At 61.9% G+C, this 17626-nt stretch carries 18 protein-coding genes and 1 pseudogene; 17 read left to right on the top strand and 2 right to left on the bottom strand.

Annotated features, from left to right (window positions below; translation table 11 throughout):
* Positions 1–179: 179 nt before the first annotated feature.
* The gene (locus G7009_RS27490) at positions 180–503 is read right to left on the bottom strand and encodes a transposase (protein WP_258197904.1); all 324 of its coding nucleotides are present in this window, start codon (positions 501–503) and stop codon (positions 180–182) included.
* Between the two features lie 206 nt (positions 504–709).
* Positions 710–895 (bottom strand): hypothetical protein, encoded by a 186-nt coding sequence (locus tag G7009_RS27485; RefSeq protein WP_219856517.1) that lies wholly within the window; start codon positions 893–895, stop codon positions 710–712.
* Between the two features lie 114 nt (positions 896–1009).
* Here G7009_RS27485 and G7009_RS28345 point away from each other — a divergent pair.
* The 17 genes and pseudogenes from G7009_RS28345 to G7009_RS09600 form a co-directional block, all read left to right on the top strand.
* A pseudogene (locus G7009_RS28345) lies at positions 1010–1096 on the top strand (PP0621 family protein); the annotation flags it as partial.
* Positions 1097–1243: 147 nt separating this feature from the next.
* Positions 1244–2008: a FadR/GntR family transcriptional regulator gene (locus tag G7009_RS09675; RefSeq protein WP_181129779.1), complete on the top strand. Its 765-nt coding sequence runs from the start codon at positions 1244–1246 to the stop codon at positions 2006–2008.
* Between the two features lie 89 nt (positions 2009–2097).
* Complete coding sequence (locus G7009_RS09670) at positions 2098–3300, top strand: ABC transporter substrate-binding protein (protein WP_181129778.1); 1203 nt, start codon at positions 2098–2100, stop codon at positions 3298–3300.
* A 64-nt stretch (positions 3301–3364) separates the two neighbouring features.
* Positions 3365–4225, top strand: coding sequence for a branched-chain amino acid ABC transporter permease (locus G7009_RS09665; RefSeq protein WP_181129777.1), 861 nt, complete (start codon positions 3365–3367; stop codon positions 4223–4225).
* A gap of 2 nt (positions 4226–4227) precedes the next feature.
* Complete coding sequence (locus G7009_RS09660) at positions 4228–5235, top strand: branched-chain amino acid ABC transporter permease (RefSeq protein WP_181129776.1); 1008 nt, start codon at positions 4228–4230, stop codon at positions 5233–5235.
* On the top strand, positions 5235–5987 hold the full coding sequence (locus G7009_RS09655; protein ID WP_181129775.1) for an ABC transporter ATP-binding protein: 753 nt from the start codon (positions 5235–5237) through the stop codon (positions 5985–5987). The genes G7009_RS09660 and G7009_RS09655 overlap by 1 nt, the downstream gene beginning before the upstream one ends.
* Positions 5987–6682, top strand: coding sequence for an ABC transporter ATP-binding protein (locus G7009_RS09650; RefSeq protein WP_181129774.1), 696 nt, complete (start codon positions 5987–5989; stop codon positions 6680–6682). Before G7009_RS09655 ends, G7009_RS09650 begins: the two co-directional genes overlap by 1 nt.
* Before the next feature lie 12 nt (positions 6683–6694).
* On the top strand, positions 6695–7972 hold the full coding sequence (locus G7009_RS09645) for a Zn-dependent hydrolase (RefSeq protein ID WP_258197902.1): 1278 nt from the start codon (positions 6695–6697) through the stop codon (positions 7970–7972).
* 1 nt (position 7973) lies between these two features.
* Complete coding sequence (locus tag G7009_RS09640) at positions 7974–9383, top strand: amidase (RefSeq protein WP_181129773.1); 1410 nt, start codon at positions 7974–7976, stop codon at positions 9381–9383.
* Positions 9384–9755: 372 nt separating this feature from the next.
* The gene (locus G7009_RS09635) at positions 9756–9959 is read left to right on the top strand and encodes a hypothetical protein (RefSeq protein ID WP_181129772.1); all 204 of its coding nucleotides are present in this window, start codon (positions 9756–9758) and stop codon (positions 9957–9959) included.
* 125 nt (positions 9960–10084) lie between these two features.
* Complete coding sequence (locus tag G7009_RS09630; RefSeq protein WP_181129771.1) at positions 10085–10240, top strand: hypothetical protein; 156 nt, start codon at positions 10085–10087, stop codon at positions 10238–10240.
* A 388-nt stretch (positions 10241–10628) separates the two neighbouring features.
* Complete coding sequence (locus G7009_RS09625) at positions 10629–10934, top strand: DUF6388 family protein (RefSeq protein ID WP_181129770.1); 306 nt, start codon at positions 10629–10631, stop codon at positions 10932–10934.
* 262 nt (positions 10935–11196) lie between these two features.
* A complete protein-coding gene (gene tig, locus G7009_RS09620; RefSeq protein WP_181129769.1) occupies positions 11197–12510 on the top strand; it encodes a trigger factor in 1314 nt (437 codons plus the stop codon).
* An 89-nt stretch (positions 12511–12599) separates the two neighbouring features.
* On the top strand, positions 12600–13241 hold the full coding sequence (gene clpP / locus G7009_RS09615; RefSeq protein WP_181129768.1) for an ATP-dependent Clp endopeptidase proteolytic subunit ClpP: 642 nt from the start codon (positions 12600–12602) through the stop codon (positions 13239–13241).
* Between the two features lie 107 nt (positions 13242–13348).
* Entirely contained in the window at positions 13349–14632 is a 1284-nt protein-coding gene (gene clpX / locus G7009_RS09610; RefSeq protein ID WP_181129767.1) for an ATP-dependent Clp protease ATP-binding subunit ClpX, read from the top strand.
* Between the two features lie 151 nt (positions 14633–14783).
* Positions 14784–17180: an endopeptidase La gene (lon, locus tag G7009_RS09605; protein ID WP_181129766.1), complete on the top strand. Its 2397-nt coding sequence runs from the start codon at positions 14784–14786 to the stop codon at positions 17178–17180.
* A 153-nt stretch (positions 17181–17333) separates the two neighbouring features.
* On the top strand, positions 17334–17606 hold the full coding sequence (locus G7009_RS09600) for an HU family DNA-binding protein (protein ID WP_181129765.1): 273 nt from the start codon (positions 17334–17336) through the stop codon (positions 17604–17606).
* Positions 17607–17626: the final 20 nt, after the last annotated feature.

Here is a 17626-nt window from a genome sequence, read left to right as displayed (position 1 = left end):
TATGAGCACCTGTTATCTCAAGGGCGCTTTTGGGATTTCAGGCAAAAAAGGCAGCCCCCGGGGCTAATGCCAGTCAGTTAAGCTGACTGGCATTTTCATTTTCGGCACGGATATTTTGCCGCTCGCTGCTTCACCGCTCGCGGAAACCATCGGTCATGGCGTCGATGGGGCAGGGCATACTAGGCTGCTGACGCCTGTAGGTCTGCCAGGAACCCAGGTAAATTGCCGGGATGATTCAAAGATGTGCCATGCAGCAAGCCCAATATCGCCCAGATGCAGGCGGTAAAGCTCATTTCACATGGGTAGACGCCTGGACACTGGCGAGACATCTGAATCATCTGATAGCGCAAGAGGTTGTATCCTAACAGCACACCCCATAGCGCTTGCGCAATCATCTCGGGCGTCTTGCTTCGCAAGGTGTATTCACCGCCCAGCAGGCCTTGCTTGATTTCGCGATAGCCAAGCTCGATTTCCCAGCGCTGACTGTAGAGGTCGACGATCATCACTTGGAAAACGCAGCGGGTCAGTCATTAAGGTAAGAACGCTTACAACCTTTCCCTTGATCGTTTTGTTCGACAGTCGCGCCCGAATCTCCAGTGGCAAGCTCGGCCATTGTTTGCGTGCCTGAGGTGATGTGCGAAGCACGGCCAAAGCATCGTTGCGGCCAAGATTATGCTAGACCTCGTACTGAGTGCCCTTTTCATGGGGATCAGCCAATGGCGCTACGCACCTTGAGATTGCCAGTGATGCAGCAAGCCCAACGAGTAAGACCCTTATCGAATAAGGTCAGCGAGTGGTCTGGCGTGTTGGCGATCAATTGCTCGGCGAGGTTCATTTCACTGCTGCGATAACTCTCGAACGCGCTGCTTATCAGGAGGTGGCTGGTCAGTTCCATCTGGCAGACCATCCGAACCTGAGGATGACTGCCATCGCCATGCTGGTTGGCAGCACTTGCGTAGTGAGCACGGTTTTCCGCCGTGTCAGGCGTGTTCCAGACAAGCTGGACACCATCGTTCGCCTACTTTTCTGGATCGCCCTGATCGCCGCCGCGTTCTGGCTGTGGCGTAAATTCAAGATCAGCCAGCAATCGCGCCCCGTGCAGCGGTCCCAAAAATCCTCACCGTACATATCCCTCACCGACCCATACGCACTATTTACGACCTCACCCCGCCTCAACCATTGACCCACCCGAGCAAAATTCGCTAAATCATATTTATCCGCATAAATATGAAAAATAGCCCCGATGCTCAAACCCAAGCGCAAACGCCAAAAGCTCTCTGACATGATCGTCGAATCGGTCAAGCGCTCGATCGTCACCGAGGCGCTGCGCCCCGGCGATCGCCTGCCCACCGAGCGCGAGCTGATGGAGCACTTCGAATGCTCCAAGGGCACCGCCCGCGAAGCGCTCAAGACCCTTGAGGTCGAAGGCCTGGTCAGGACCCGCACCGGGCCGACCGGCGGCGCCTACCTCAATGAGGCCGGCACCGAGCCGGCCAGCCGCGCCCTGCGCAACTACCTGCACTTCCAGCACCTGGACGGCGAGCAGGTCTATCAACTGCGCAAGGTCATCGAGGTCGAGCTGGCAGTGTCGGTCATGGGCCAGCTGAGCGAAGCCGACTACGCCGCGCTGCAGGCCAACATCGATTTCTGCAGCACCCCGGAAGACAGCGAGGAGGGCCAGCGCGAACAGCGCTTGGCCGAGCTCGAATTCCACACTCTGCTCGCCCGCCGCTGCGCCAACCCGCTGCTGAGCTTCATGGCGGTGTTCCTCAACGATCTGCTGCGCGACCTGGTGGTGCTGAAAAAAGCCTACCTGCCCAAGCGCCAACAGTTTGCCGCAGCCAACATCGACTACCACAAGCAATTGCTGCTGGCCCTGCGCGCCAGCGACGAACCGGCCGTGCGCCGCCTCATGCACGAGCACATGTGCGACGCCGAACACCACATGACCGCGCTGGAAGGCGAAGTCGCCCGCAACTTCCTCCTGGAGTTCGAACACAACCACTGATCCGCCTGACAGAGGCCTGCGCACAGGCCCGGCCGTACCCGCTTTGTCATTGCCACTCCTGCCTAATAACCACAACCAAGGAGTTACTCATGCAAAGACGTACCCTGCTCAAGGCAGGCCTTGCCCTGGGTGCCCTCGGTAGCCTTCCGTTCGGAGCGTACCGGGCATTCGCCGAGCAACCGCTGACCTTCTATGGGCTCAAGTCCATGTCCGGTCCCTTTGCCAGCTATGGCAAGTACGCCGACATGGGCTCGCGCCTGGCCATTGCCGAGCACCCGCAGCTGCTCGGCCGGCCGCTGAAGTACAAGGTCATCGACACCGAGGGCAACGCCGGCAAGGCGGTACGCAAGGTCCAGGAAGCCATCGGCCAGGACGGCGCGCGGTTCTTCCAGGGTTGCACGCTGTCTTCTTCGGCCCTGGCGGTCTCCAAGGAGATCCACAAGGCCGGCGGCGTGTTCATGACCCCGGTCGGCGCCGATGAAATCACCGGCAAGGACTGCAACAGCTCGACCTTCCGCTGGTCGGTGCCAACCTATGGCGCCATCCGCGAAACCCTGGTGCCGATGATCAAGCTGCTGCCCGACGCCAAGCGCTGGTACACCATCACCCCGCAATACGTGTTCGGCGACGCCCTGCTCGACAACGCCCGCAAGGTCTTCGCCGAAAAGGGCATCGAGCACATCGGCAACAGCTACCACTCGCTGCAGGAGCAGGAATTCTCCGGTTATCTGACCAACGCCATCGCCGCCAAACCCGACGTGCTGGTGCTGCTCAACTTCGGCAGCCAGTCGTCCAACGCCCTGCGCCAGGCGGTCAACTTCGGCATCAAGGAGCGAATGAAGGTGTTGCTGGTGTGGTCGGCCGGCCTCGACCAGTTCCAGGAGCTGGGCAGCGACGTGCTCGAAGGCGTCTACCTGGGCGCGCAGTACTGGCATCAGGTCGACACGCCACTGAACCGAGAGCTGGTCGCCGCCACCCGCAAGGTCTACGGCATCAACCCCAACTACCCACTGGCCGCCGATTATATCGGCACCCGGGTGATGCTCGAGGCCATCGTCAAGGCCGGCAGCCTCGATGGCGCCGCGGTGTCCCAGGCGCTGCAGGACATGCGCTTCCAGGGCCCGACCGGCGAAGAGCTGATCCGCCCCGGTGATCACCAGGTACTCAAGGACTACTACCTACTGCGCGGCAAGCCCCAGGCGCAGATGCGCGACGAGGACGACCTGGCCGAGGTGCTCAGCGCCGGCCGCTCGTTCGTCGAGGTCGATCACACCGGTTGCGCCCTGGCCTGAGCCTCGGTTCGTCTCACATCCATGCAGACATGCAGGCGCCAAGCGCGCTGCAGAGGGCACTACCATGCTCGATTTGTACCTGTTTCAACTGCTCAACGGCCTTGGCCTGGGGATGATCTACTTCCTCATCGCCGTGGGCCTTACGATCATTTTCGGCCTGCTCAACTTCGTCAACTTCGCCCACGGGGCGTTTTTCCTGCTCGGCGCCTACCTGTGCTACACCGCCGTGGCGCTGACCGGCAACTTCTGGCTGGCCCTGCTGATCGCGCCACTGGCGGTGGCGGCCCTGGCCTGGGTGGTCGAGCGCTTGCTGATCAAGCGTATCTACCACCTGCCGCACACCTTCCAGATCCTCGTCACCCTGGGCATCGCGCTGATCATCCAGGAAGCCTCGGTGCTGATCTGGGGCCCGGTCGGCAAGCATATCGCGGTGCCGCCGGAACTGCGTGGGGTGCTCATCGTCGGCGACTTCATCTACCCCTACTACCGCTTGTTCCTGATCGGCTTCGCCGCTTTGATCGGGGTCGGCCTGTGGCTGCTGCTGGAGCGCACGCGCTTCGGTGCGCTGGTGCGCGCCGGCAGTGAAAGCACTGAAACCGTCTCACTGTTGGGCACCAATATCTTCCGCCTGTTCTCCCTGACCTTCGCCCTCGGCGTCGGCCTTGCCGGTGTCGCCGGAGTGCTGTTCGCACCGCTGCGAGGCGCCCAGCCGTTCGTTGGCCCGGAGATCCTCGGCATCGCCTTCGTGGTGGTGGTGATAGGCGGCATGGGCTCGTTCGGCGGCGCGCTGGTCGGCGGGCTGCTGGTGGGTGTGGTGCAAAGCATGATGACCAGCCTCTGGTCGCAAGGCGCCAGCCTGATGATCTACGGCGCGATGGCAGCGGTAATCCTGGTACGTCCCTACGGCCTGTTCGGGAGAGCATGAACATGACTGACAAGAATCCACTGGCCGTGGCCAAGGGCCATGGCCATGCCCTGCTGTTGCTGCTGATCGTCAGCCTGATCGGCCTGCCGTTGATCCTGCCGTCGGCGACCCTGGCCACCGAGATCCTGATCTTCGGCCTGGCCGCCCTCGCGTGCAACCTGCTGCTGGGCTACACCGGGCTGCTGTCATTCGGCCAGGGCATCTTCTTTGGCGCCGGTGCCTACGGGGCCGCGCTGCTGATGATTCACCTGCACTGGGGCATGCTCGGCGCGCTGGTTGGCGCGGCGCTGTTCGGCGCACTGCTGGCATTGCTGGTCGGTGCCCTGGCGATTCGCCGCAAGGGGATCTATTTCGTCATGCTGACCCTGGCCTTCAGCCAGATGGCGTACTTCCTGGCCTACACCTTGAGCGGTTGGACCGGAGGCGACAACGGCCTGCTCGACGTGCCGCGGCCGAACATTGAAATCGCCGGCCATGTGCTGGTGGACCTCGCCGACCCACGGCACTTCTATGCCTTTGTCGCGCTGTTGTTCCTGCTGATCTTCGCCGGTGCCCTGCGGGTGATCCGCTCACCGTTCGGCAGCACCCTGATGGCGATTCGCGAAAACGAAACCCGCGCCGCCGCCATCGGCTACGACATCCGCCACTTCAAGATCCTGGTGTTCATGCTGTCGGGCGCCATCACCGGCATCGCCGGGGCGCTGTACGCGATGCTGCTGCACTTCGCGCCCCTGTCGAACATCGACCTGATGATGAGCGAGAACATCCTGATCATGACCATCGTCGGCGGCACCGGCTCGCTGTTCGGGTCGCTGCTCGGCGCTGGCGCTATCGTCATGCTCGGCGATGTGCTCTCTGAGCTGTGGCCGCGCTGGCTGATGCTGCTGGGGGTGATCCTGATCCTGGTGGTGGTGTTCATGCGGGGCGGCCTGTGGGGCGGCCTGGCCGATCTGGTCAAGCGCCTGCAACCGTCGCGCGCCCTCGATGCCAAGACCAAGGAGACCCTGTGATGAGCGACTATCTCCTGGAAACCCGCAACCTGCAGCTGGCCTACGGGCCGTTCCACGCCGTCAATGGCGTCGACCTCAAGGTCCGCACCGGTACCATCCACACCGTCATCGGCCCCAACGGCGCCGGCAAGACCAGCCTGTTCCACTGCCTGACCGGCGAGCGGCAGGCCACGGCGGGCAAGATCCTGTTCAACGGCCAGGACATCATCCGCAAGCCCTCCCATGGCCGGGTGGCGCTGGGCATGGCGCGCTCGTTCCAGCTCACCAGCCTGTTCCAGAACCTCAGCGTGCGCGAGAACCTGCGCCTGGCCGCCCAGGGCCGCGACGGCCTGGGCGCGCTGAACTTCTGGCGCAGCGTCGAGCACAAGCGCAGCCACTGGGACACCGCCGACCGCGTGCTGGAACGCCTCAAGCTCAACGGCCGCGCCGAAACCCTGGCCGGTGAACTGTCGCACGGCCAGCAACGGGTGCTGGAGGTGGGCATGTCGATCTGCGCCAGCCCGACCCTGCTGATGCTCGACGAGCCCACCTCGGGCATGGGCATCGACGACATTCCGCTGATGACCGACCTGATCAGCGACCTGGGCCGCGACCACACCGTGCTGCTGATCGAGCACAACATGAGCATCGTCATGTCGATCAGCCAGCGCATCACTGTCATGAGCCACGGCCAGATATTGGTCGAGGGCACCCCGGACCAGGTGCGCAACGACGAGCGCGTGCGCACCGTCTACCTTGGAGAGGCCGCCTGATGCTCAGCGTCGATTCGATCCATTCCTACTACGACAAGAGCCATGTGCTCGAAGGCGTCTCGCTCAAGGTCGAGGCCGGCGAGCTGGTGACCCTGCTCGGGCGCAACGGCGCCGGCAAGACCACCACCCTGCGCAGCATCCTCGGCATCGTCCGCCCGCGCCAGGGGCAGATCCACTTCAACGGCCAGGCGCTGGTCGGTCGCGAAATCTTCGATATCGCGCGCCAGGGCATCGCGCTGGTGCCTGAGCACCGCGGGATCTTCCGCCAGCTGAACGTCGAGGAAAACCTCACGATCGCCGCGCGCAAGGGCAGCCGCTGGCAGCTCGCAGACGTCTACGCGATGTTCCCGCGGCTCAAGGAGCGCCGGCGCAACAATGGCTTTGCCTTGTCGGGCGGCGAGCAGCAGATGCTGGCCATCGCCCGCGCCCTGCTCAACGACCCAAAGCTGCTGATCCTCGATGAACCGACCGAAGGCCTGGCCCCGGTGATCGTCGACGAACTGGTGAAGATCCTGCGGCGGATCAAGGACGAAGGCCTGTCGATCCTGCTGGTGGAACAGAACCTCAAAGTCTGCGACGCCCTCGCTGACCGCCACTACGTGCTCGAACAAGGCCGGGTGGCCTACCAGGGCAGCGCCGAGCAGTTCCGCGCCGACCCCAGCATCAAGAACCGCTACCTGGCCCTGAGTGCCTGAAGGAGACGGACCATGAATACCCGCATCGATCCCTCGCAACACCTGCTCGGCCAAGGCGCGCTGGTCAGCCGCGAGCGCCTCTGGCAGTCTCTGATGGATCTCGCCCGCCTCGGCGCCACGGCCAAGGGAGGCGTCTGCCGCCTGGCCCTGACCGACCTCGACCGCCAGGCCCGCGACCTGTTCGTGCAGTGGTGCACCGAGGCCGGCTGCACGGTCAGCGTCGACGCCATCGGCAATATCTTCGCCCGCCGCCCGGGGCGTAACCCGCACCTGGCACCGGTGATGACCGGCAGCCACATCGACACCCAGCCCACCGGCGGCAAGTTCGACGGCTGCTATGGGGTGATGGCCGGGCTGGAGGTGATCCGCACCCTCAATGACCTCGGTCTGCACACCGAAGCGCCGCTGGAAGTGGCGGTGTGGACCAACGAGGAAGGCTCGCGCTTCCCGCCGTGCATGATGGGTTCGGGGGTGTTTGCCGGGAAGTTCGGTTTGCAGGAGACGCTGGACAAGGTCGACGAACAGGGCCTGTCGGTGGGCGCCGAGCTGCAACGCATCGGCTATGCCGGCCCGCGCGTGCCGACTGGACATGCTGTGGGTGCCTATTTCGAGGCGCATATCGAGCAGGGCCCGGTCCTGGAAGACCTGCGCACCACCATCGGCGTGGTCCAGGGCTGCCTGGGGCAGAAGTGGTTCGACCTGGTACTGACCGGCGTCGAAGCCCACGCCGGGCCCACTCCGATGCGCCTGCGCAAGGACGCCCTGGTCGGCGCCGCCGAAGTGGTCGCCGCGGTCAACCGCATCGCCCATGCCCACCAGCCGCACGCCTGCGGCACGGTCGGCTGCCTGAGCGTGCACCCCGGCTCGCGCAACGTGATCCCTGGCCAGGTGCAGATGACCATCGACCTGCGCCATCTCGACCCCGCGCAGCTGGGTGCGATGGTCGCCGAAGTACGCGACGTCATCCAGGCCAGCGCGGCCAGGCACGGGCTGAGCTTCGAGCTCACCCCGACGGCCGACTTCCCGCCGCTGTACTTCGCCGAGCAGTGCGTCGATGCCGTGCGCCAGGGTGCCCGCGAGCTGGGGCTGAGCCATATGGATATCGTCAGCGGCGCCGGCCACGATGCGATCTTCCTCGCCGAGCTCGGCCCGGCCGGGATGATCTTCGTGCCGTGTGAAGGCGGTATCAGCCACAACGAAATCGAGAACGCTGCGCCGCAGGACCTCGCCGACGGCTGCGACGTGCTGCTGCGAGCGATGTATCAGGCGGCCAACCAAGGAGCCCATTGAAATGACCAGCAAGACCGCTATCGGCGAACTGACCGCCGTCGAATTGCTCGAGCTGTACCGCCAGCACCAGCTGTCGCCGGTTGAAGTGACCGACGACGTACTCGCCCGCATCGACCGTCACAACCCGGCGGTCAACGCTTTCTGCCATGTGGACGGTGAAGGCGCCCGCGCCGCCGCCCGCGCCAGCGAACAGCGCTGGCAGCGCGGCGAACCCTGCGGCAAGCTCGACGGCGTGCCGGCCTCGATCAAGGACCTGACCCTGACCCGTGGCATGCCTACCCGCAAAGGCTCGCTGAGCACCTCGGCAGCCGGGCCGTGGGACGTCGACGCGCCGTTCGCGGCGTTCATGCGTGAGGCCGGGGCAGTGCTGGTGGGCAAGACCACCACGCCCGAGTTCGGCTGGAAGGGCGTCACCGACAACCCGTTGTACGGCATTACCCGCAACCCGTGGGACACCCGCCTGACCGCGGGTGGCTCGTCGGGCGGTGCCGCCGCGGCGGCGGCGCTCAACCTCGGGGTGTTGCACCAGGGCAGCGACGCCGGTGGTTCGATCCGTATTCCCTGTGCGTTTACCGGCACCTTCGGCATCAAGCCGACATTCGGCTACGTGCCGCAGTGGCCGGCCAGCGCCATGACCCTGCTGTCGCACCTGGGGCCGATGACGCGCACGGTCGACGACGCCGTGCTGATGCTCGACTGCGTGGCCCGGCCCGACCCGCGCGACGGTCTGGCCGGGGCGCCGCGCCAGGCGCCCTGGCTGCCCGGCGAGCAGGACTTGAGCGGGCTGCGCATCGCCTACAGCGCCGACTTCGGCTATGTGAAGGTCGACCCGCAGATCCAGGCCCTGACCGCGCAAGCGGTGCAACGCCTGTCGCGGCTGGGCGCGCAGGTGGAGGAAGTCGATCCGGGCTTTGCCGATCCGCTGCAGACGTTCAATACCTTGTGGTTTGCGGGCGCGGCGCGGCTGGCCAGTCAGTTGTCGACAGCGCAGCGTGAGTTGCTCGACTCAGGCCTGCGCTGGATTGCCGAGCGCGGTGCGGATATCAGCCTGGAGCAGTACACCGAAGCGCTGGAAGCACGGGCCGAACTGGTGGCGCGGATGAATGCCTTCCATCAGCGTCATGACGTGCTGGTGTCGCCGATGATGCCGTTGGTGGCGTTCGAGGCCGGGCACAATGTACCGCCGGGGTCGGGGATGGCGCAGTGGATGGAGTGGACGCCGTTCAGCTATCCGTTCAACCTGACCCAGCAGCCGGCGGCTTCAGTGCCCTGTGGGTTTACTCAGGAGGGCTTGCCGGTGGGCTTGCAGGTGGTGGCCGGGCGGTTTGCCGACGAGCAGGTGCTGCGGGTGTGCAAGGTGTATGAGCAACATTACCCTAGCCGGCATTTGCAGGCGCCGGTGATCGGCTGAAGGCATTCTGGGGCTGCTTTGCAGCCCATCGCAGCATGATGGCGTCCCGACAAGCCAGCCAGTTAAGGGATTTGGCGTTAGATCCAAGGCTGTCGCGGGCTTGCCCCACGATAGCGTCAGTATGGGCAACACGATCCTTGACTGACTGGCATTGGCCGCCGGGGCTGCCTTTCTGCGTTCTGTCGTATATGGGGCAAGAATCGATATGAAAGGCGTGGGTTCGGCAGTGGCCTTGGCATTCTTGCTTCAGGTTGAAGCCGAGATTTCGTTGCGATGGGCGACACCATTCGTCCAAGAACGGACACTTCTCATGACCTGCGTCTCTCCCAATTCTAAGCGCGGAAAACCCGCGCCGCAGACGGGAGAGTGATGATGGTGAAAGACAACAACGGGCCGAAGAATCCCTACCCAGGGCCAGCCAAGCCAGGCAGCGATCAGGAGGTCTATCCTGACATCAGCGACGAACACGGCTCTGGCGGCGGTCGAGACCAGAAGGGTGCGGTCGACGATTCGGATATGCCGAAGAATCCTCCGGTTGACGAAGCCGAAGAGCCGTCACCTGGCAGTAGTGCTTGATGACCTTGCAGATGAAATGACGCCGAGTGGCTGTAATTCGTTGGCTGAGTGCCGTCGAGGCTCGGCGCCTGCTTATTCCTCAGGTTGGTGGGCTCCCCAGCGGGCCGATAAAGGAGTGGGCATGGGTGCTGATTCGCAAATCCGAAGGCACGGGTGGTCTCGATTTACCGCCGACATCGCCTGATTCGGTAAGTCCCGGCATCGGACGTGACTCGGCAGGCAAGGGTGGAGTCGATGAGTTGCCGGAAAACGAAGGTAAGACTTTCTTTGCACACGAGTGAAGAAGCGCATGACAGCGCGACGTGCCGAATCGGGATGTCGATAAAGCGGAAATGGACGACGCGCCGAACCCGGCTGAGCAAGCCACGCAAAGCCCGACCGTTGGGTTGTCGTGGCATTCATGCAAGGCCTCCGGGCCGCCTTGATATCTTCGGCGGGCGGTGGAACCGGCAAGTCGCCGCCTGCACGGATATAGCGCTCGACTCGAGAGTTGCCTGTATGCGTGGGTTTGTCGTGCGCTGCTCGCCCGTGGCTTCCTGACGGAGGCCTTGGCCTTGGTGGCGTCCTTGGTTCGATCGAAGTGATCCGCCTCTATTCTCCCTCCCTGCAAAACTGTTAGATTTCAATTGTTTGAATCAATGGCCAGGCGGCCGTGAAGGAAAGTGCACAATGATCGCGAGAGAAGCTCGTCAGGACCTGGCGCTGCAACGGTTTGCCGAGGCCAGTCCGCAGCTGCTCGAAGAAATCCGTGAACTGGATGCGCATGAGCAGGCGCAACAAATCCAGTGGGCTTTCGAGGACGCTGCCCAGGAGCAGGGGCTGGAGCCTTGGGAGTTGACGTTGCAACTGGTGGCGGAGTCCGCCGATGACCTGCGGGCAATGCGTCTCGAGGTTCATCGCGAGGTGGCCGAGGCGCTGGGGATGGAGTGGGCCGAATACTGTCGCTGCAATGAGCTCGACGAATCGGCGCCCTGAAAAGCGGCATTCGTCATTGCCTTTGTTTGACAAGGTTTTTCAGCGGTGGGCGCGTACGAGTCAGCAAGGCCGGCAGCGCTCCCAACGCTTTTGTCGAGAAGGGTCGAACGGCAGGTGTGCCGCGGCCTTAAGCGAAATCGACCGGCTTGATGCCCCATCCTCCTGAACGGGGTGACTTCTGCTTTGTGAGTCACTAGAATGCTTGCCCTTGATTCTGGAGTCGGGCTATCGCCGGCTAACGTCTGTGCAACGAGGAATATCCATGCAAGTTTCTGTTGAAAATACTTCCGCTCTCGAGCGCCGCATGACCATCGCCGTTCCGGCCGAGCGCGTCGAGACCGAAGTCAACAAGCGTCTGCAGCAGACTGCCCGTCGCGCCAAGGTTCCAGGCTTCCGTCCTGGCAAGGTGCCAATGAGCGTGATCCGTCAGCGTTACGAAGACGCTGCCCGCCAGGAAGCCTTCGGTGACCTGGTCCAGGCTTCCTTCTATGAAGCCGTGGTCGAGCAGAAGCTGAATCCGGCCGGCGCGCCAGCAGTAGAGCCCAAATCCTTCGAGAAGGGCGGGGATCTGGAATACATCGCCACGTTCGAAGTGTTCCCGGAGTTCACCGTTGCAGGCTTCGAATCGATCAATGTCGAGCGTCTGAGCGCCGAAGTGGCCGACGCCGATCTGGACAACATGCTGGAAGTCCTGCGCAAGCAGAACGTGCGCTTCGAAACGGTAGACCGCGCGGCGCAGCTCGAAGACCAGCTCAACATCGACTTCGTCGGCAAGATCGATGGCGAAGCCTTTGCCGGTGGTTCGGCCACCGGTACCCAGCTGGTGCTGGGTTCCGGCCGCATGATCCCTGGCTTCGAAGATGGCCTGGTCGGCGCCAAGGCAGGTGAAGAGCGCGTTCTGACCCTGACTTTCCCCGAGGACTATCAGAACCTGGACCTGGCCAACAAGGCCGCCGAGTTCACCGTCACCGTCAACAGCGTTTCCGAGCCGAAGCTTCCTGAGCTGAACGAAGCTTTCTTCTCCCAGTTCGGCATCAAGGAATCCTCGCTGGAAGGTTTCCGCGCCGAAGTCCGCAAGAACATGGATCGCGAACTGCGTCAGGCCATCAAGACCAAGGTCAAGAACCAGGTCATGGACGGTCTACTGGCCGCCAACCCGATCGAAGTGCCGAAGGCGCTGCTGGAAAACGAAGTCAATCGTCTGCGCGTGCAGGCCGTTCAGCAGTTCGGTGGCAACATCAAGCCCGAGCAGCTGCCTGCCGAGCTCTTCGAAGAGCAGGCCAAGCGTCGTGTGGTCCTGGGCCTGATCGTCGCCGAAGTGGTCAAGCAGTTCGAACTGAAGCCGGACGATGCACGTGTTCGCGCCATGATCGAAGAAATGGCCTCTGCCTACCAGGAGCCTGAGCAGGTCATTAACTGGTACTACAAGAACGACCAGCAGATGAACGAAGTCCGTTCGGTTGTGCTGGAAGAGCAAGTTGTAGATACTGTCCTGCAGAAAGCGACTGTGACCGACAAGTCGGTCTCGTACGAAGAAGCTGTCAAGCCAGCACAGGCACCTGCCGAAGCTGAGTGATCCGCTTCTCTCGTAGGGCCCCCACAAGCCAGCCTTCGCGCTGGCTTGTGCGTATTCAAGACATGACTATTTGGGAGTGAGTGCAGGATATGTCCCGCAATTCTTATATTCAGCAGGGCTCTGACATCCAGGCCGCAGGCGGCCTGGTCCCGATGGTTATCGAGCAGTCCGCTCGTGGCGAGCGTGCCTACGACATCTACTCGCGCCTCCTGAAGGAGCGGGTGATCTTCCTGATCGGCCCGGTAGAGGACTACATGGCCAATCTGGTGGCGGCGCAATTGCTGTTCCTTGAGGCGGAAAACCCGGACAAGGATATCCATCTGTACATCAACTCGCCGGGCGGCTCGGTCACTGCGGGGATGTCGATCTACGACACCATGCAGTTCATCAAACCGGACGTGTCTACCATCTGTATCGGTCAGGCCTGCAGCATGGGCGCCTTCCTCTTGACCGCAGGTGCCAAGGGCAAGCGTCACTGCCTGCCGAACTCGCGGGTGATGATTCACCAGCCGTTGGGCGGCTTCCAGGGTCAGGCCACCGATATCGAGATCCACGCCAAGGAGATCCTCTCCATCAAGGCGCGGTTGAACGAACTGTTGGCGTACCACACTGGTCAGGACCTCGAAACCATCAAGCGTGACACCGAGCGCGATAATTTCATGAGTGCCGAGCGCGCGGCCGAGTACGGCCTGGTCGACTCGGTCTACGACAAGCGGCAACTGGTGTCCTGATACCGGTGCAAGCGTAGGCGGGTAATCATCTTGCCCGCCTGCGGACTTGAAAAAGCCCGCAATTGCCTTCATCTTGTGTTGCAAGCCTACCGGATTGGATCGATCGAATGACTGACACCCGTAACGGCGAGGACAACGGCAAATTGCTCTATTGCTCCTTCTGCGGCAAAAGCCAGCATGAAGTGCGCAAATTGATTGCCGGGCCCTCGGTATTTATCTGCGACGAGTGCGTCGACCTGTGCAATGACATCATCCGCGAGGAGGTGCAGGAAGCCCAGGCCGAAAGCAGCGCGCATAAATTGCCTTCGCCGAAAGAAATCAGCGGCATCCTGGACCAGTACGTCATTGGTCAGGAGCGCGCGAAGAAGGTGCTTGCCGTAGCGGTGTACAACCACTACAAGCGCCTGAACCAGCGTGACAAGAAAGGCGAAGAAGTCGAACTCGGCAAGAGCAACATCCTGCTCATCGGGCCGACCGGCTCGGGCAAGACCCTGCTCGCCGAAACCCTTGCACGCCTGTTGAACGTACCGTTCACCATCGCCGACGCCACCACCTTGACCGAAGCCGGTTACGTGGGTGAAGACGTCGAGAACATCATTCAGAAGCTGCTGCAGAAGTGCGACTACGACGTGGAAAAGGCCCAGATGGGCATTGTCTACATCGACGAGATCGACAAGATCTCGCGCAAGTCGGACAACCCGTCGATCACCCGTGACGTCTCGGGTGAGGGCGTGCAGCAGGCATTGTTGAAGCTGATCGAAGGCACGGTAGCCTCCGTACCGCCCCAGGGTGGTCGCAAGCACCCGCAGCAGGAGTTCCTGCAGGTCGATACGCGCAATATCCTGTTCATCTGCGGTGGCGCATTCTCCGGTCTGGAGAAGGTCATCCAGAGCCGTTCCACCAAAGGTGGCATCGGTTTCGGTGCCGAAGTGCGCAGCAAGCAGGAAGGCAAGAAGGTCGGCGAGTCGTTGCGCGAAGTCGAGCCGGACGATCTGGTCAAGTTCGGTCTGATCCCCGAATTCGTCGGTCGTCTGCCGGTGCTGGCAACTCTCGACGAGCTGGATGAGGCTGCGCTGATGCAGATCCTCACCGAGCCGAAGAACGCCCTGACCAAGCAGTACTCCAGGCTGTTCGAGATGGAGAGCGTCGACCTGGAGTTCCGCAGCGATGCGCTCAAGGCCGTCGCTCGCAAGGCGCTGGAGCGCAAGACTGGCGCCCGCGGCCTGCGTTCGATCCTCGAAGGCGTATTGCTCGACACCATGTACGAGATTCCTTCACAGAAGGAAGTCAGCAAGGTGGTGATCGATGAGAGCGTCATCGAGGGGGCGTCGAAGCCCCTGCTGATCTACGAGAACAGCGAGCCACAAGCCAAGGCAGCGCCTGACGCCTGAGTCAGTTGGTTGCAGTGCTGGAAAGGGGCCCTCGGGCCCCTTTCTGCTTTTGCTGATTCAAAGCTTGTAATTTTACAGGCCTGCCCCCACATTAGCTCCAAGCATCATTTCCACCGGTTTCCGGCCCAAGGGCCGCTGTAGAGGCGAAATCATGAAGACCACCCTCGACTTGCCTCTTTTGCCATTGCGCGATGTCGTTGTTTATCCGCACATGGTTATCCCACTGTTCGTGGGGCGCGAGAAGTCCATCGAAGCCCTCGAGGCCGCGATGACGGGCGAGAAGCAGATCCTCCTGCTTGCCCAGAAGAACCCCGCCGATGACGATCCGGGCGAAGATGCCCTCTACCGCGTTGGCACCATTGCCACTGTCCTGCAACTGCTGAAACTGCCCGATGGCACCGTCAAGGTGTTGGTCGAGGGCGAGCAGCGTGGCGCTGTCGAACGCTTCGCCGAAGTCGAAGGGCACATCCGTGCCGAAGTCACCCTGATCGATGAGATCGAGGCCGCTGACCGCGAATCGGAAGTGTTCGTGCGCAGCCTGCTGTCGCAGTTCGAGCAGTACGTGCAACTGGGCAAGAAAGTCCCGGCCGAAGTCCTGTCTTCGCTCAACAGCATCGAGGAACCAGGTCGCCTGGTCGATACGATGGCCGCGCACATGGCGCTGAAGATCGAGCAGAAGCAGGAAATCCTTGAGATCATCGATCTTCCGACGCGAGTCGAGCATGTACTGGCGCTGCTGGATGCCGAAATCGATCTGTTGCAGGTCGAGAAGCGCATCCGTGGCCGAGTCAAGAAGCAAATGGAGCGCAGCCAGCGCGAGTACTACCTGAATGAGCAGATGAAGGCCATTCAGAAAGAGCTCGGTGATGGCGACGAAGGCCACAATGAAGTCGAGGAGCTGAAGAAGCGCATCGACGCTGCCGGCCTGCCCAAGGATGCATTGACCAAGGCCCAGGCGGAACTCAACAAGCTCAAGCAGATGTCGCCGATGTCGGCTGAGGCTACCGTCGTCCGGACTTACCTGGACTGGCTGGTGCAGGTGCCGTGGAAAGCCCAGAGCAAGGTGCGCCTTGACCTGGCCAAGGCCGAAGAAATCCTGGATGCCGACCACTATGGCCTGGAAGAGGTCAAAGAGCGCATTCTCGAATACCTCGCCGTACAGAAGCGCGTAAAAAAGATTCGCGGGCCGGTCTTGTGCCTGGTCGGTCCTCCAGGGGTGGGCAAGACCTCCCTCGCCGAGTCGATCGCCACGGCGACCAACCGCAAGTTCGTGCGCATGGCCCTGGGCGGCGTGCGCGACGAGGCCGAGATCCGTGGCCACCGTCGTACCTATATCGGCTCCATGCCTGGGCGTCTCATACAGAAGATGACCAAGGTTGGCGTGCGCAACCCACTGTTCCTGCTCGACGAAATCGACAAGATGGGCAGTGACATGCGTGGCGATCCCGCTTCGGCACTGCTCGAGGTGCTGGATCCTGAGCAGAACCACAACTTCAACGACCATTACCTGGAGGTCGATTACGACCTCTCGGATGTGATGTTCCTGTGCACCTCGAACTCGATGAACATTCCGCCGGCGCTGCTCGACCGTATGGAAGTCATTCGCCTACCAGGGTACACCGAGGACGAGAAGATCAACATCGCGGTCAAGTACCTTGCGCCCAAGCAGGTCAAAGCCAATGGCCTGAAGGTCGAGGAGCTGGAGGTCGACGTGTCGGCGATCCGCGACATCATTCGCTATTATACGCGCGAGGCGGGTGTGCGAGGGCTGGAGCGGCAAATTGCCAAGATCTGCCGCAAGGTGGTCAAGGAGCATTCCGGCCAGAAGAAGGTTAGCGTCAAGGTCTCCAGCGACCAGCTCGAGCATCTCCTAGGCGTGCGCAAGTTCCGCTACGGCCTGGCCGAGCAGCAGGATCAGATCGGCCAGGTCACCGGCCTTGCCTGGACCCAGGTGGGGGGCGAACTGCTGACCATCGAGGCCGTGGTGATCCCGGGCAAGGGCCAGTTGATCAAGACCGGTTCCCTGGGCGACGTCATGGTCGAGTCGATCACCGCAGCGCAGACCGTCGTCCGTAGCCGGGCGCACAGCCTGGGGATCGCCGCTGATTCCCATGAGAAGCGTGACGTACACATCCATATGCCCGAAGGTGCCACACCGAAGGATGGCCCTAGCGCGGGTATTGGTATGTGCACGGCGCTGGTCTCTGCGTTGACCCAGATTCCAGTGCGCGCCGACGTGGCGATGACGGGCGAGATCACCTTGCGTGGCCAAGTGCTAGCTATCGGCGGGCTGAAGGAAAAATTGCTGGCTGCTCACCGTGGTGGGATCAAGACGGTGATCATTCCTGAGGAAAATGTCCGCGACCTGAAGGAAATTCCAGAAAATATCAAACAGGATCTTCAGATCAAACCAGTCAAATGGATTGACGAAGTCCTGCAAATTGCGTTGCAATACGCCCCGGAGCCCTTGCCAGACGTGGCTCCGGAGATTGTCGCCAAGGATGAAAAGCGCGATAGTGATGCCAAGGAAAGAATCAGCACGCACTAATACGGATTTCGCTGGGGGGCTTCCTTGACAGTTTTTTCGTGCCCTTGCTATAAAGCGGCACGCAAGTGTCAATGGGCCTCTCAGCGCTCGTTTTAAACAGTTTCTCAATACATACTTAGAAACATACTCAATAGAGATATAAGGGGACTTAGAGTGAACAAGTCGGAACTGATTGACGCTATCGCCACATCTGCTGACCTTTCGAAAGCGGTCGCTGGCAAGGCCCTTGACGCAGTTATCGAATCCGTCACCGGCGCTCTGAAGCAAGGCGACGATGTCGTGCTGGTCGGTTTTGGTACCTTCACTGTCAAAGAGCGTGCCGAGCGCACCGGTCGCAACCCGCAGACTGGCGCCGCGATCAAGATCGCAGCTGCCAAGGTTCCAGGTTTCAAGGCTGGCAAGGGTCTGAAAGACGCCGTCAACTAAGTCGTCGTTTTCAGCCGGAC

The sequence above is a fragment of the Pseudomonas capeferrum genome (assembly GCF_013523055.1).
Lineage (GTDB): Bacteria > Pseudomonadota > Gammaproteobacteria > Pseudomonadales > Pseudomonadaceae > Aquipseudomonas > Aquipseudomonas capeferrum_A.
The sequence above is the reverse complement of the archived record's forward strand: the minus strand, read 5'-3'. Positions and strand labels throughout refer to the sequence as shown.